The sequence below is a fragment of the Christiangramia sp. OXR-203 genome (assembly GCF_034372165.1).
Classification (GTDB): domain Bacteria; phylum Bacteroidota; class Bacteroidia; order Flavobacteriales; family Flavobacteriaceae; genus Christiangramia.
Genome location: NZ_CP139698.1, coordinates 2875528 through 2889757 on the forward strand (window position 1 = coordinate 2875528; position 14230 = coordinate 2889757).

General features: G+C 38.0%; 11 protein-coding genes. 5 read left to right on the forward strand and 6 right to left on the reverse strand.

Features of this window, described 5'->3' with window-relative positions:
* The first annotated feature begins 20 nt into the window (after positions 1-20).
* A complete protein-coding gene (fabD, locus tag T8I65_RS13265) occupies positions 21-905 on the forward strand; it encodes an ACP S-malonyltransferase (protein ID WP_322301051.1) in 885 nt (294 codons plus the stop codon).
* Positions 906-1032: 127 nt separating this feature from the next.
* Here the strand turns inward: fabD and T8I65_RS13270 are convergent, their stop codons facing one another.
* Together T8I65_RS13270 and T8I65_RS13275 are read right to left on the reverse strand one after the other, a co-directional pair.
* A complete protein-coding gene (locus tag T8I65_RS13270) occupies positions 1033-2316 on the reverse strand; it encodes an amidohydrolase family protein (RefSeq protein WP_322301052.1) in 1284 nt (427 codons plus the stop codon).
* A 4-nt stretch (positions 2317-2320) separates the two neighbouring features.
* Positions 2321-3451 carry a DegT/DnrJ/EryC1/StrS family aminotransferase gene (locus T8I65_RS13275; RefSeq protein ID WP_322301053.1) on the reverse strand — a complete coding sequence of 377 codons (1131 nt, stop codon included), beginning with the start codon at positions 3449-3451 and terminating at the stop codon, positions 2321-2323.
* Positions 3452-3548: 97 nt separating this feature from the next.
* Between T8I65_RS13275 and T8I65_RS13280 the strand changes: the two genes are divergently transcribed.
* The 3 genes from T8I65_RS13280 (at position 3549) to T8I65_RS13290 (ending at position 5472) form a co-directional block, all read left to right on the forward strand.
* The gene (locus T8I65_RS13280; protein ID WP_322301054.1) at positions 3549-4817 is read left to right on the forward strand and encodes a 3-deoxy-D-manno-octulosonic acid transferase; all 1269 of its coding nucleotides are present in this window, start codon (positions 3549-3551) and stop codon (positions 4815-4817) included.
* A gap of 64 nt (positions 4818-4881) precedes the next feature.
* Positions 4882-5121 carry a hypothetical protein gene (locus tag T8I65_RS13285; RefSeq protein ID WP_322301055.1) on the forward strand — a complete coding sequence of 80 codons (240 nt, stop codon included), beginning with the start codon at positions 4882-4884 and terminating at the stop codon, positions 5119-5121.
* A gap of 81 nt (positions 5122-5202) precedes the next feature.
* Positions 5203-5472, forward strand: coding sequence for a hypothetical protein (locus T8I65_RS13290; protein WP_322301056.1), 270 nt, complete (start codon positions 5203-5205; stop codon positions 5470-5472).
* Positions 5473-5523: 51 nt separating this feature from the next.
* Here T8I65_RS13290 and T8I65_RS13295 read toward each other — a convergent pair whose 3' ends face one another.
* The 4 genes from T8I65_RS13295 to T8I65_RS13310 form a co-directional block, all read right to left on the reverse strand.
* Positions 5524-6291, reverse strand: coding sequence for a LexA family transcriptional regulator (locus T8I65_RS13295; protein ID WP_026914243.1), 768 nt, complete (start codon positions 6289-6291; stop codon positions 5524-5526).
* 172 nt (positions 6292-6463) lie between these two features.
* A complete protein-coding gene (locus tag T8I65_RS13300; protein WP_322301057.1) occupies positions 6464-8440 on the reverse strand; it encodes a heavy metal translocating P-type ATPase in 1977 nt (658 codons plus the stop codon).
* A gap of 556 nt (positions 8441-8996) precedes the next feature.
* On the reverse strand, positions 8997-9338 hold the full coding sequence (locus tag T8I65_RS13305; RefSeq protein WP_322301058.1) for a hypothetical protein: 342 nt from the start codon (positions 9336-9338) through the stop codon (positions 8997-8999).
* A 431-nt stretch (positions 9339-9769) separates the two neighbouring features.
* Positions 9770-12688 carry a pitrilysin family protein gene (locus tag T8I65_RS13310; protein WP_322301059.1) on the reverse strand — a complete coding sequence of 973 codons (2919 nt, stop codon included), beginning with the start codon at positions 12686-12688 and terminating at the stop codon, positions 9770-9772.
* 435 nt (positions 12689-13123) lie between these two features.
* Here T8I65_RS13310 and T8I65_RS13315 point away from each other — a divergent pair, with 435 nt between their 5' ends.
* The gene (locus T8I65_RS13315) at positions 13124-14224 is read left to right on the forward strand and encodes an ion channel (protein ID WP_322301060.1); all 1101 of its coding nucleotides are present in this window, start codon (positions 13124-13126) and stop codon (positions 14222-14224) included.
* The last annotated feature ends 6 nt before the right edge of the window (positions 14225-14230 follow it).

Consider the following 14230-nt stretch of genomic DNA (forward strand, 5'->3'; position numbering starts at 1 on the left):
TGTTTCCCTAAACAATCTTTATGAAAGCATACGTATTTCCAGGTCAGGGAGCACAATTCTCCGGAATGGGTCTTGATCTTTACGAAAAATCTCCAGAAGCACAGGCTTTATTTGAAAAAGCAAATGATATCCTTGGCTTCTCTATTACAGATATCATGTTTGAGGGTTCTGCGGAAGATTTAAAACAGACAAAAGTTACACAACCTGCCGTTTTTATACATTCGGTAATATTAAGTCAAATCTTAGGTGATAATTTTAAGCCAGATATGGTAGCAGGACATTCACTCGGGGAATTTTCAGCCTTGGTGGCGAATAAAACCTTGAGTTTTGAAGATGGTCTTGAGCTGGTTGCTAAAAGAGCGAAAGCCATGCAAAAGGCTTGTGAACTGGAACCATCCACTATGGCTGCTGTATTGGGAATGGAAGATGAGATGGTAGAATCCATTTGTGCTGAAACTGAAGGCGTGGTAGTTGCTGCAAATTATAATTGTCCGGGTCAGTTAGTAATTTCAGGAGCTTATCCTGCAGTTGAAAAAGCCTGTGAAAATTTAAAAGAGAGAGGTGCTAAACGCGCATTAATACTTCCTGTTGGCGGAGCGTTTCATTCCCCACTCATGGAACCTGCGCGCAAGGATCTTGCCGAGGCTATTGAAAATACGGAGTTCTCCAAGCCTATTTGCCCTATCTACCAGAATGTAAGCACATTTTCAGTGAACGATCCTTCAGAGATCAAGAAAAACCTCGTTTTTCAATTAACTGCTCCAGTTAAATGGACTCAATCTGTTCAGAATATGATCAGCGACGGAGCTAATGAATTTGTTGAAGTTGGCCCTGGAAAAGTACTTCAGGGTTTAGTAAAGAAGATCAATAGAAGCATGACGACATCTTCTGCCACATTAGAGTAGAACACATCTGATTAATACAAAAAAAGCCCGATCTCAAATGATCGGGCTTTTTTTGTTATCTAACTAAGCTAGTTAAGATTTAAAACCGCATAGTATCTAAATTAAATTATTAGTTCTAATATTATCTTTATTCTTGCTTGTACACCTTTCCTTCTTTCATGACAAATACCACTTCTTTTAGGGTAGAAACATTTTGAGTGGGATCCTCGTTTACCGCAATGATATCTGCATAAAAACCACTTGCGATCTTTCCGCTTTCGTTTTCCATATTCAAAACTTTCGCGGGAGTGATTGTTGCTGAAATGATTGCTTCCATAACTGGCATTCCGGCTTCGGTCATATATTCAAATTCGCGAGCATTTTCTCCATGCTTGAAAACACCTGCATCTGTACCAAATAAAATAGGCACTCCCCTCTTGTATGCTATAGCAAATGTATTTTGAATCTTGGGCCCTATCTCCTGAGCTTTAGGGACTACCAGTTCCGGGTAGTATCCTTCGATCTCTGCATTTTCTGTAACTTCCTTTCCAGCGGTGATGGTAGGTACGAGGTATGCATTCATCTGCTTCATAAGATCCATGGTTTCTTCACTCATTAAAGTTCCATGTTCTATGGTTTTCACTCCCGCTCTTACTGCCCGCTGCATTCCCTCATCACCATGTGCGTGAGCGGCCACATGAAAACCGTAATCTTTAGCTGTCTTAACTATTTCTTCAATTTCTTCAGTAAAAAACTGCGGATTTGAACTACTCTTCGCAACACTAAGCACTCCACCGGTAGCAGTGATCTTGATAAGATCAGCTCCATTCTTATAGCGTTGGCGAACCGCCTTTCTTGCATCCTCCAGACTATTCACTACACCATCCTTCGGTCCAGGATTTCCCATCAATTCAGCATTAACTCCGTTAGTAGGATCGGCATGGCCACCAGTTGTTGCGAGACTTTTTCCAGCAGTAAAAATTCTTGGACCGGCTATCTTTCCCTTATTTATAGCATTCCGAAGAGAAATATTAATACCAGAACCTCCAAGATCCCGAACAGAAGTAAAACCAGCTATTAGCGTTTTTTCAGCAAAACCTACAGCGTTGAAGGCATTATCCGCCGGGTTATTAGTAAAGCTTTCTAAATACTCACCTGGATTGGATTCGCCCTCCATATGTACATGCATATCGGTAAGCCCGGGAAGAACCGTTTTACTCTTGAGATCAATAACCTCAATGCTGTCACTGGAAGGTTTTTTAAAACCTTTCTCTACGGAAGAGATCCTATTACCTTTAATAATGATGGTTTGCTCTTCCAGTACTTTAGAATTTTTAGTATCGATCAATTTTCCAGCGTGGATATAGGTTTGTTGGGCCATTAAGTTCAAACTGAACAAAACAGCGAATGCTATTAGAAGAAAGTTTTTCATGAGATTATTTTAGAAAATCGATTATTGTTCCTGTAAGATAATCAATTTGCTCATCATCAAGCTCCGTGTGCATAGGTAGTGAGATCACTTCCTGCACAAGTCTGTTGGTCACAGGGAAATCTGCTTCATTATAACGCTCATCGGCATAAGCTTTTTGCTTATGTAATGGAATTGGATAGTAAATTCCGAAGGGAAGGCCTTTCTCCTGTAGGTGTTTTGCCAGTGCATCCCTCTTGCCATTAAGAATCCTTAGAGTATACTGGTGAAAAACATGAGTGTCACAGTCACCTTCGCGGTAAGGCGTGACAATTTGCTCATGACCTCTAAATGCCTCTGAGTATTTGAAAGCAGCTGCCTTCCTCGCTTCGTTGTAAATATCCAGCTTTGGTAATTTAGCTTTTAATACTGCGGCCTGTAAACTATCTAATCTCGAGTTCACCCCAACCACATCGTGATGGTAGCGCTCATACATACCATGATTTACAATACCTCTAATTGTATGTGCCAGTTCATCATTATTCGTAAAAATAGCGCCACCATCACCATAACATCCTAAATTCTTGCTTGGAAAAAATGAAGTAGCTCCCACATCACCCATGGTTCCAGCTTTGAACGTCTGGGCTTCCCTGGTATGGTAATTAGCTCCTATAGCCTGTGCGTTGTCTTCAATAACAAAAAGATCATGCTCTTTAGCGATCTCCATCACCACATCCATATTTGCCACCTGTCCGAATAAATGCACAGGTACGATAGCACGGGTTTTTGGTGTAATCGCCTTTCGAATTTTGTCAGGATCAATATTATAAGTTTCGGGATCTACGTCCACTAGCACTGGAGTTAGCTGAAGTAAGGCAATAACTTCCACAGTAGCGGCAAATGTAAAGTCAGCAGTTATGACCTCATCGCCTGGTTTTAGTCCCAGTCCCATCATAGCTATTTGTAAAGCATCGGTTCCGTTTGCACAAGGAATGACGTGCTTTACACGCAGATATTCTTCAAGATCCTTCTGAAATGCATGCACATGAGGGCCATTGATAAAAGATGTTTCTTCCATGATTTCCTGGAAAGAAGCATTTACTTCGTTTTTTATACCTTCGAACTGACCTTTAAGATCAACCATTTGAATCTTTTTCATCTGCATTTTTTTTCAGGTTCACGAAAATACAAAATATAGCATCTACTGGCAATCACTTTAATCACAAACGGCTATTTTTGAAATCAGATTTACATTCATGCAATCTCTCTATAACTCACTTATAAATTTCAGCCAGCCGGTAATTTCAATAGCTGGAAAATTCAGTCCAAAACTGAAGGAATTTTCAGATGGAAGAAAAGATCTGTTTCCACGTCTTGAAAAATTGCTACAGCCAGAATCCCAGTATATATGGATACATGCAGCTTCACTTGGAGAGTTTGAAATGGGAGTACCGGTCCTTAAAATGCTGAAAGATGAATATCCTTCAGAAAAGATAATCGTTAGCTTCTTCTCTCCTTCGGGTTTTAACAATAAGAAAAAGCATGAGTTGGTGGATATCTTCACCTACCTCCCACTGGATACTAAGTATTATGCACAAAAGTTTCTTGAACTTATAAATCCGAAAATGGCGTTCTTCATCAAATATGATTTCTGGCCAAATCTTTTAATGGGTCTTAAAGATCGTAATATTCCCACATACCTGGTTTCTGGTGTGTTTCGTCAAAATCAAAGTTTTTTTAAATTCTACGGAAAATGGATGATCAATTCTTTGCAGGCTTTCGATCACTTCTTTGTTCAAAACGAGGAATCTGCAGAATTATTGAGCAAAATAGGTTTTGAGAATACAACTGTTGCAGGAGACACAAGGTTCGACAGGGTTGCAGCTCAGATCACTCAAGACAACCGTATAGAATTTATTGAAGATTTTAAGGCTAACCAGCTTTTGACAGTATTTGGTAGTAGCTGGCCAGAAGATGAAAACCTTTTTATTGACTATATAAATAAACATCCTGAACAAAAGTTCCTGATTGCACCGCATGAGATTAAAGCTGAAAAAATTCAAACTTTAAGCGATAAAATAAAACAACCGGTGCTGCAGTTTTCAGAAATGAAGAGGGCTAATATTGAAGATTTCAATGTTTTTATTCTGGATACGATTGGCTACCTTGGAAGAGTGTACAGTTATGCAGACATTGCCTATATTGGTGGTGGTGCAGGTTCGACGGGCTTACATAATATTCTGGAACCAGCTACCTTCGGAATTCCAATAATCATTGGATCGAATTACGATAAATTTCCGGAAGCGGCACGATTAAGACAATTAGCAGGATTGTTTTCTGTTAAAAATTCCGAAGAATTTGAAGAGATTATGGACAAACTCATAAGCAATCCTGACTTTAGAAAAAAGAGCGGAATGATCGCAGGGCACTTTATTAACAGTAATACAGGGGCTACCAGAATTTTAGAATCCCATTTAAGAGTAGCAGAGAACGGAGGATTAACAAACATTGCTAAAAAAAAGTAAAAATAATTCGCACAATTGTTTATAGTTGTAATTTCGACCAGTATTAACAACTAAATAAATACAAATGAGACGTTTATCAATCCTTGCGGTTGCATTAATGACTAGTTCTGTTTTATTCACATCATGTAGACAAGAAGCAGAAAAGGAAACCATCGTCAAGGAAGTAGAAGTTGAAAAGCAGGTTAAATCACCTGAAGAAGCTGATGAACGAGAAGGGATTCTTGAGCGAACAGCTAAAAAAGTTGATAATGAAGTAAATAAGGAAATCGACGAAGAAATAGAAAAAATTGGAGACGACAATTAGTAATAAATCTCGAATTTTAATACATTGAATTACTAAAACTACTAATAACTAAATAATCAAATTATGAAAAAACCGATTTTAATGCTTGCTTTAGCACTGTCAACAAGTTTATTCTTTACTTCTTGTAGAGAAACTAACGAGAATGAGACTGATGATATGGAGCAAATGGAGTCTGATGATATGGACGACATGGATGATATGGATGACATGGACGATGCAGGAAATGACATCGAAAATGCAGCTAATGATGCTGGTGATGCAGTAGAAAATGCAGCTAACGACGCTGGAGATGCGGTAGAGAATGCAGCTCAGGATGTCGAAGACGAGGTTGAAGGAAACGACGACTACTAGTCCTTAATAAAATAAGTTTTAAAAGCCCTCTCTAAATTAGATGGGGCTTTTTTAATGTTTAAAAGATTTTAATTCTCTTTTTAACTCGTTCATTGATTGTTGAAGTTCCTGAAAAAGCCCATTATTTGTTGGATTGTCCAGGTTGAAAGTAAGTTTAGAATTTACCTGCCAGATCTCCTGAATATCGTGCACATTGATCTCTAAAGGTAAATATTCTTCATTGAGTGATATCAACAAAACTTTCGAAGGATCAGGCATTTTCTGTATCTTCTTTACCAATACCGAGTCATACATTACGATCACGTATACTTTATTGTTACTGGCTTCTTCTATGCTAGCAACAGCTTTTCCCATCACCCATTCTCCCGGACGATAATCTGGCAACATACTATCTCCCTCGATCTGGAAACCACGGTAGGTCGCATTTCTAAATTCTGGTAAAGGAATATCAAAAGCTGGAAGTTGATTATACCATTCCACATCCTGTACGTTGTGAGGATACCCTGCAGCCGCCTTCTGGTTTACAAGAACTATATTTTCGTTATCGGCATTATCTACGGTAACAACTTTTGGACTTACATCTCCTTTACTGATCTTAAGATACTTCTGCCCGCTGTCTCCAAACAGCCATAATGGATTGATCGCGAATTGCCTAAGCAATTCAGCCACTACTTTACCTGAAAGCTTCGTACGGCCACGTTCTATATCTGCAGTTGAATTTTTTATACCCAATAGCGTAGCAAATTCTGTTTGAGTATAATTATGCTCTTCACGAACTTCTTTAAAATGCTTAATTTCAATCGATCCCGGTGTACCCATAAACTATTAATATTGGAATTATTCCAAATTTATAATAATAAATGGAATCTTTCCTCGGAATTGAGAAAATTATTGAATTAAATTTACGTAGGTACTGTTGGTCATGTCCGAACATGCCTTATCCCATTGCGTAAGGAAATCATAGTCTATAAAACTGAAGAACTTAAAAATTCTATTCAGATTTGTAACCCAGAAGTCTAAGTGCATTTAATACCACAACAAGGGTTGAGCCTTCATGGAAAACCACCGCCACCCCAATATTGGCCCAACCAAAGATCGTCGCCGGAAGTAGCAAAGCCACTACACCCAGACTGATCCATAAATTCTGTTTTACGATGTTATGCGCTTTACGGCTCAAACCTATTGCGAATGGAAGCAATTCAAGTCTATCTGCCATAAGAGCGACATCTGCAGTCTCAAGCGCAACATCACTCCCTGCTGCACCCATCGCAATTCCTACCGTGCTATTTGCCATCGCCGGAGCATCATTAACGCCATCCCCTATCATGGCAACTTTGGCCTTCCCGCTGCTAAGTTTTCGAATCTTATCGACTTTTTCTTCAGGCAATAAACTACCATAAGCTTTAGTGAGACCAATTTCTTTAGCGACCGCATTTGCTACAAATTGATTATCACCGGTAAGCATCACCATTTCCTTTATACCCAATTCTCTTAAACGTGATAAGGTAGGCCTGGCAGATTCCCTGGGCTCATCCATCAATCCCAGAATCCCACTAAAATGATCTCCAGATTTCACTAACATGGTAGTTTTCCCATCTCTTTCCAGGTCTTTGATCCTTTTAACCAGATTTGAATCAAGGTGCTTCTCACCTTCAAATAGTTCCAGGTTCCCAATAGATATTTGATTCCCATTAATGTGACCACTTATACCTTTTCCCTGAATTGCTTCAGAAGCAGATAATTGAGGTATTTGATATTCTACTGGCAGTTTTGCGCGTCCATCACGAACTATGGCTTTGGCAAGCGGATGATTACTTGTATTTTCCAAAGCAATCACTTCTGAAAGTAATTCAGCTTCCGAAGAATTATTCAGCAAAATAACATCTGTTAGTTTTGGTTTCCCCTCAGTAAGCGTACCGGTTTTATCAAAAGCCAAAGTTTTCAAGGTCCCAAGATCTTCCAAAGGTTTACCACCTTTGAATAAGACACCACCTTTCGCGGCACGAGCAATTCCACTTAATACTGCGGAAGGTGTGGATATCGCGAGGGCACAGGGACTTGCAGCCACCAAAGCAGCCATAGACCTGTAAAAACTAGCGGACCATGGTTCATCAATGACCAGAAACGCCAGGTTCAGAATTAGAATAAGAATAAGTACCGCCGGTACGTAAAACTTTTCAAATTTATCTGTTAGCAATTGGGTTGGAGACTTTTTATCCTGCGCCTGCTGCACCATTTCAATAAGCCTGCTCAGCGTGGAATCTTCCGCCTTCCTTATCACCTTCACCTCTATCGTGGCATCTCCATTGATCGTTCCAGCAAAAGCACGGTGTTTATCGGGAATGGAAGTGGTATTATTATAATCTATACCTTCCTCCTGTATAGGTTCTTTGTCTACAGGAATACTTTCTCCTGTAATTGGAGCTTGATTAATGTTCGTTCTTCCATGGATTAAAATGCTATCTGCCGGCACGGTTGAATTAGGTCTTATCCGTAGAATATCGCCCACCTCTAGATTTTCCAGGCTCACTTCCCTGAACTCACCATCAATTTTCTTCAAGGCTACCTTGGGAGCTAGTTTTGTAAGAGCTTCAATAGATTTCTGAGCTTTATCCATAGCGAGATGCTCAAGTGCATGACCTAGACTGAACAGGAATAAAAGCAATCCACCTTCAGCCCACTTGTCTAGAAATGCTGCGCCAATAGCGGCTACCAACATTAAAAAATCAATTTCAAATCTAGCTTTCGATATTTCTTCGAAAGCCTCTTTAGCGGTAAATAATCCACCAAAAAAATATGAAAGCAAGAATGGAACTAATGCATAAACAAAATCAAAATCTGAAAACTGTAGAAGTAAATATCCAACTATGAGAAATACGCCGCTTAAAATAGCAAATATTAATTCCGTTCTTTCTCCAAAAATACCGTCGTTATGTGGCTTGCAACAACCATGATTATGTCCTGACATTTATTTTAGCAAATTTTAATCTAAAGGTACAATTAAATGTGCTGAAGTATAAATTAGAGAAAAGCCCGGAAGTACAAATAGATAGAAGATTTAAAAAATATCTTAGAAATGCACTCCTGATACAGATGTGTATTTCTTTCTGAAAGGAATTAAGGTTTGAATTGTTCCGAAGAGGATCTAAATCAGGAAGATTGTAACTCTGAAACCTTCACTACGATCTCATCTAGTATCCATCTATGAAAATGTCTGTAACATAGATTAAATTGAAATGCAAAAATTAGATTATATACAGCATTTACAGGTATCAAGGTTCAAAACCTGAAATTTCAACAAAGCTGCTTCAGAAGCAAGCCTGCTATTATCATATATTCCCAGATACACTCGTTCAAAAACTGAAGGCAATTGCGAACAACTATCTGCATGGATCGACATAACGCCATTGCTATTAGTTTGTTTACTGAGATAGTAAAATTTCATCCGGCAATTTATCTTACTAGGTGAAAATCACTTGATATAATTCGGTAAAATATTACTGTTTTTAAACTACGGATTAAATTTATAAACTTTGAAGTTCCAGCACCCAAAACGCGATGATGAGGAGGAGACTAATAATCATTCCTGAGAAAATCATAAGAAGACCTCTATTCTCAACCTGAATGGTTTCCAGCTCCTGCTCAAACAATTCCTGCTGCTCCTTTTCCAGTTTGAAATACCGCTGAAATCCCAACCTGTTGGCAAGTTTACCCTTATTGGTAAGATAAACCTGTCCGCGGTCGTTAATATATATAAGTCGCTTTTCTCTCAACGTATTAATAAAATCTATGGATGTGCTTTGTCTCAGGTCTGTCGCCATGATACCATCCTGTAGATTATTTAGGGTATATGTGTTTTGCTTCATGTTAACAAGTCTTTAACTTTCGAGTAATACTAATTAAAAGAAGTTAAACATCATTTCCTAAAGAAATCTTAATTTTAACTTCTGTGAAACGCTAATTAAAAAGGATAAAGGGTTGTGTATGCAATTAATTGCCATTGGATAATAACCACGAAAACCTGATCAGACTCTGATAAAGATGCTGAAATAGTATTGATTTAGAGTTGCACAGATCTTGAATTAAAAGAACTGGAATCAAGTTATTTTAGATATATATATATTTACAATTTATAGGTATTAAAATCACAAATGTAAAAGCAGTAAAATAAAGGATTAGATTCCAAGTTTTACTGCAAGCCTTCTCTTTACAAGCACACATTATCTGAACATCCAACTAAAAACAAATAAACCTGCCAGATTAGGCAGGTTTTTCTATTCAGAAATAAAAGCTGAGATTATTTTACGTCTTCCATTTTAATTTCTTCACCTTCTTTATTCAAAAGTTTTACTTCATCAAAGCCCATATCTTTGAATTGTTCAAACTGAGTCTTTGCATCTCCAACAACCAGATAGGCCATTTTTGACTCATCCAGATACTTTTTCGCCAATTCCTGATGTTGCTCCAATGTCATGTTATTAACAATATTTTCTTCTTTCTCAATATAATTTGAATCAAGATCATAGGCACTCATTTCTTGTAACATTCCTAAAAGCGATCCTTGAGTTTCAAATCGGCGAGCATTTGACTTAATCAGTGCATTTTTCGTGAATTGCAGGTCTTCCTGAGAAATCCCATCTTTATACTTAGAAATTTCATCTCTGAAGATCTTTACCGATTCTCCTGTAGTATTTGTTCTAACCGAAGACGATGCCGTAAAGGTTCCTGGAATTTTTGATCCACTAAATCCTGATCGTGCTCCATAAGTGTAGCCTTTTTCTTCTCTAAGAATAAGGTTTACATTTCCGGAAAAGGATCCTCCTAATTTGTAGTTCATTACTTCTAAAGGATAGTAATCCTCGTTAGTTCTTGGAATCGCAATGTAACCAATATTAATAATGGATTGCTTCGCGTCTCGAACATCTACAAAATAGAGAGATGCCTTTTCACGATTATTCTGAATTTGAAAATCAGGAATATTGACTTCTTTCGCTTCCCAGTTATTCTTAAGACCTTCAGCAGCCGCCAAAGCTTCAGCTTTATTTACATCACCAACTACATGTAATCTTGCCACAGAAGGTGAGAAGTTTTTAGCATAGAATTCTTTCAGATCTTCCATACTAACCGCTTCCACATCTACTTTTGTACCTGAAGTAGTATAAGCGAATGGATGATCTTCACCATAAAGAATTTTATTGTAAACCCTGTTTGCAATGGCATTAGGGTTTGCATCATTTCTTTCTATCCCATTGATAGTACTGGTTTTAATCCTTGCTAATTCTTCTTCATCCCATCTTGGTTCCAATAGAATTTCTTCCACCAGATCCATGGTTTTTGAAAAATTTCTTTTCAGAGAGTTTCCGCGAATTACGATAGATTCATTGGTAGTATACATATAAATGCTCGCACCAAGTAGCGCGATGGCGTCCTCAATTTCCTGCGGAGTTTTGTTAGCTGTTCCTTCCATCATGATATCGCTCATTAAATTAGCAACACCATTGTTTTCAAGATCATCCAGTAAATGTCCGCCTTCTATAACCAAACTAAAAGTTACCAGTGGTAATTCATTCTGTTCGATTCCGTAAACTTCTAAACCATTTGCCAGCTCCGTATTCCACGCTTCAGGTACACTGAGACTAGGAGATTCACCCATTTCCGGTTGCACAGATCTGTCAAAATTTGAAGGAGTTTTTTCGACTTCTTCAGTAGAAGTTTCTGCTACTTCAGTTTCTTTATTCTCAGTAATCTTCTCTTCTACAACCTGGGCTTTTTCAGAATTTTCAGCAATTAATTCGGTTTTACCCTTCGGCACAAAACTGGTCATTACATAAGGCTTGTCCTTGATATATTCAGTATAGACTCGCATTACGTCCTCTTTGGTCACATTTTTAATGTTTTCCAGATCCTGCTTATAGAAATTAGGATCACCAGCAAGAACATCATAGCGAGCTAACTGGAAAGATTTTCCAAGAACACTGCTAATACCGTTATAGAAATCTGTTTCTAATCCTGCTTTGATCTTTTCAATATCAAAATCTGTAACTCCCTCTTGTTCGAAAAGTTCAAGAGCCTCTTCAATACCCATTTCAATATTATCAAGATCTACTCCTGAATTTGCCGTCACGTTAATAGTAAACTGACCCGCTAATTGACTCGGACTATTATACGCATTGGCGCGAGAAGTAAGTTCTCTCTCCTTTACAAGCACTTCGTATAATGGTGCATCTTTCCCATTATATAGAATTTGCCCAAGATAATTTAGCGCATAAGAATCTTCATTGTACTGTTCAACAACAGGCCATACCATATTTAATTGCGGTGCGGTAGCAAAATTATCTTCGTGATATAAACGCTTGGTTTCATCAAGCGTCACCAATTGAGTTTCTAATGGTTCGACTTCCTGACCTTTTTTGATCTCCCCAAAATATTTTTCAATAAGTTCTCTGGCCTCATCCTCTTCAAAATCTCCGGCTAATACTAGCGTAGCATTATTAGGACCATAAAATTTGTCATAAAACTCCTTGACATCCTCAACTGTAGCATTCTGAAGATCTTCAAGTTCTCCAATCACCTGCCAGCTATAAGGGTGACCATCAGGGTACATATTTTTATCTATTACCCATCCGGTATGCCCATAAGGATTATTATCTACACGTTGTCTTTTTTCATTCTGAACCACTTCCTGCTGATTGGCAAAAGCTGCTTCGGTTACTGTATTGATTAAAAAGCCCATTCTATCAGACTCCAACCAAAGCACTGTTTCCAGAGCATTTTTAGGAACTACTTCATAATAAATCGTCCCATCCTGCCAGGTTCCCCCGTTTAAAGTACCGCCAACATCCTGTATTGTTTTGAAAAACTGATCCTGCGGAACATTTTCAGATTCCTGAAACAGCATATGCTCAAACAAATGGGCAAACCCTGTTCTACCCTTCTTCTCACGGTTAGAGCCAACACCATATTGAATCGCTACGGAAACAATAGGATCTGATTTATCCTCGTGTAGAATAACATTCAAGCCGTTTTCCAGCTCATACTTTTTGAATTCAAGACTCAGGTCTGCACTTGCCTCGGCTTTCACCGTGTCCTGTTCCACCTTGGTCTGATCTGGTCCTGCGGAAGTATTCTGCGGAGTATCCTTAACCTTACAGGATACTGCAGCCAAAAATGTAAATGAAAGCGCTAAAGCCTTCATATTAAATCTGACGTTTGTCATATAATTAATGTTTTTGTTAAGATTTCTGAATTTAATAAAAATCACGCTTGTACTTTGCTAGTTTTCAGATAAATTGAAATAATCCTTGAAAATTATATAATAAGCCAATAAAAATTCGAGATTTCAACTCAGGAATCTAATATATAATATGATCTCAATTACTATAACCGATTCTGAAAACTACCTCTGCTAGAGGTCTTCTAATAATACTAAGTCGACTCATAAGACATTCTGTAGCTTAAATAGAAAATAGTCTAAGTCCCGACAAGAGTTGCAAATTTCAGAATGTAATAATTTCATTTCAGCAGAAAGTAATGCTACTCAAATTACTAACATTCAATCTTGTTCTTTTAAGCTATTGTGAATTTTAACGAAAAATTCCGAGAATCTAGAGGCTTATGCGATATCTTAAATATGAAATTTATAATAATTTAAATGACACGCTTTAATATTTCATCACATATAGGGGGCGTACTCCTAATGCTTCCAGGTTTTATGATAGCCAGTAATATTCCGCAGGATTCCACCGATAAGAAAATAGAGCAACTTCAGGTAGGCGTTTTTGAACAAACACCTTATATGTTCAAGGATAATAATGGAAATTGGGATGGCATTAGCATCCGACTTTGGAGAAATGTTGCCAATGATTTAAATTATAGTTTCGATTTCCAGGAAATAGATCCGGAATTAGCAAATAGTAGTCTAAAAGATAAACAGGTCGATATTTTACTTTTAAGTGAACTAACTACAAAGGAGGACAGCCTGGTAGACTTTAGTCATATCTATTATACTGCGAATATGGGAGCAGCGACCTCCCCGGCAATGGATCTTGGAGCCATTATTAAAAGTTTTTTCAGTAAAAGATTCTGGATCATAGTTTTAATACTTTCTGTATTGTTGCTAATCGTAGGAACCATCATGTATTTTGTAGAGCGCAGAAGCAACGATGAAAATTTTGGAGGCGAACGTTCAATCATAAAAGGTATAGGTTCAGGTTTTTGGTGGGCAGGTGTAACTATGACTACAATTGGATATGGTGATAAGGCTCCGGTAACTTTTTGGGGCAGAGTCATCGCACTTTTCTGGATGCTTATCGCCATGGCTGTCACGGCGGTTCTAACTGCATCTTTAGTAAGCGCGGTGATGGGCAGTTCTTCCAGTAAAAAACTGGCAATCCCTACCGACCTTAAAGACATGAAAGTACTTGCGTTGCAGGAATCAAAAGCATCCACATATTTAGAAGAAGAAAGAGTAAGTTTTCAAAAGGTTTCTGATCTTAAAGATGGTCTACAGCTTGTAAACTCCAGAAAGGCCGATGTCATCCTGCATAATATTCCGCAGCTTAATTATTATATAAACAGCGATGCAGCTCTCAGTCTTCGTGTTCAACCTATCTTACTAAATCCTCGTTTATATGCCATGGGTATTCGTAATAAAATTAATTTACGCGAAGATCTAAATTGTTCTATTTTGAAAGTAATACAGACTTCTCAATGGCAACGTGAGCTGGACAGATTTATTCCGGATAAGAGATAGCAATTA

Excerpts from the sequence above, each read along its gene's own strand:
- fabD (WP_322301051.1), top strand. The coding sequence starts at position 21 with ATGAAAGCATACGTATTTCCAGGTCAGGGAGCACAATTCTCCGGAATG.
- T8I65_RS13270 (WP_322301052.1), bottom strand. The coding sequence starts at position 2,316 with ATGAAAAACTTTCTTCTAATAGCATTCGCTGTTTTGTTCAGTTTGAAC.
- T8I65_RS13275 (WP_322301053.1), bottom strand. The coding sequence starts at position 3,451 with ATGAAAAAGATTCAAATGGTTGATCTTAAAGGTCAGTTCGAAGGTATA.
- T8I65_RS13280 (WP_322301054.1), top strand. The coding sequence starts at position 3,549 with ATGCAATCTCTCTATAACTCACTTATAAATTTCAGCCAGCCGGTAATT.
- T8I65_RS13285 (WP_322301055.1), top strand. The coding sequence starts at position 4,882 with ATGAGACGTTTATCAATCCTTGCGGTTGCATTAATGACTAGTTCTGTT.
- T8I65_RS13290 (WP_322301056.1), top strand. The coding sequence starts at position 5,203 with ATGCTTGCTTTAGCACTGTCAACAAGTTTATTCTTTACTTCTTGTAGA.
- T8I65_RS13295 (WP_026914243.1), bottom strand. The coding sequence starts at position 6,291 with ATGGGTACACCGGGATCGATTGAAATTAAGCATTTTAAAGAAGTTCGT.
- T8I65_RS13300 (WP_322301057.1), bottom strand. The coding sequence starts at position 8,440 with ATGTCAGGACATAATCATGGTTGTTGCAAGCCACATAACGACGGTATT.
- T8I65_RS13305 (WP_322301058.1), bottom strand. The coding sequence starts at position 9,338 with ATGAAGCAAAACACATATACCCTAAATAATCTACAGGATGGTATCATG.
- T8I65_RS13310 (WP_322301059.1), bottom strand. The coding sequence starts at position 12,688 with ATGACAAACGTCAGATTTAATATGAAGGCTTTAGCGCTTTCATTTACA.
- T8I65_RS13315 (WP_322301060.1), top strand. The coding sequence starts at position 13,124 with ATGACACGCTTTAATATTTCATCACATATAGGGGGCGTACTCCTAATG.